The 1,194-nt window shown below is 35.2% G+C and carries 1 protein-coding gene; it reads left to right on the plus strand.

Features of this window, described 5'->3' with window-relative positions:
• Positions 1-356: 356 nt before the first annotated feature.
• A partial coding sequence (locus AMS66_RS33055; protein WP_201782133.1) for an abortive infection system antitoxin AbiGi family protein occupies positions 357-1,194 on the plus strand: 838 nt, incomplete at its 3' end.

A 1,194-nucleotide genomic window follows, 5' to 3' on the forward strand; every position in this document is an offset into this window, starting at 1 on the left:
AATGTCTAAATATTTAGCATATGCCACTTAAAATCATATTAATTATTATAATTCAAGGAAGTTCATTCATTTTTTATACTTAAACTCACCACCTCAGTCTGTATGGAAACATTGAATGCGACGGGTCGCCCTCAACGTTTGGCAAAGGCGTGAAAAACCTGAGCCTCATCCAGGATAACGTAATTTCGTTTTCTACAATACTTGAGAGTTTTTAATTGAATGCCAGGGGGATAAACTTTCTCCAAGAGGTAAAAAGACTTCTTGTATTAATGCGTCCTCTTGATCCATAAGGTATAATTTTATAGTGAATGATTCTTTCAGTTAGCAATATAACTTAAAATCTATAGGAGACTCTAATGGCCATTGAACAGTATAGTGATATTTTATTGGACTCAGCTCCACAGGTGTCTCAGGCTAACTACACTTACAGACAAAGTGCGAATGTCCTTTTAAATTTCATGCCTAAACTTGAATACCTGAAAAGTAAATTAAGCAAAAAAGCAATGATTCCGAGATTTTATGAAGAGAATATCACATACTTGGATTTGACCGAGATGGATAAAGTTGCATTTCCTATGGTTTGTTTCTGTGATATTCATCTAAACAAATTAACGTACCATATGGAAGGCACCAATAGCTCTGATGGATATGGGCGATACGGAATTGGTATGAGCAAGATGTGGGGCATCCAAGAAGGTGTTCAGCCGATTAGTTATATGAATAGTTCATCGGCTTTACTCTCTGACTTCAAAACAGCATTCAAACATGCTATGGAACAAATGCGTGATGGTACTGGGGATGAAATCCTTCATAATCAATTGGCAACACAACTGCTTTTTATCAAACCCTTAAACGGAGAAATGGCAAAGCAAAGAGGGACTTCTTTTGAACACATTTCTAAGAATTTTCATGATGAGAGGGAATGGAGATTCGTCCCCAATTTTAGTGATGTATATACAGATTTGAGTTTGATAATTCCACAATCGGTATTGGTGAATAATTTGAACAATGTGGTATGTAATGCATACTCAGACGGCATTGAACAAAAAGAAGAACTGTGGTTGAAATTTGATTACGATAAGATTGAACATCTAATCGTGGATACGGTTGAAGATCGAGATAATTTAATTCATTTCATCATGGATGATTTACACACTGATCAAACCACAAAATATATTCTAATCTCTAAAATTA

The organism is Paenibacillus xylanivorans (assembly GCF_001280595.1).
In the GTDB taxonomy this organism is placed as follows: Bacteria; Bacillota; Bacilli; order Paenibacillales; family Paenibacillaceae; genus Paenibacillus; species Paenibacillus xylanivorans.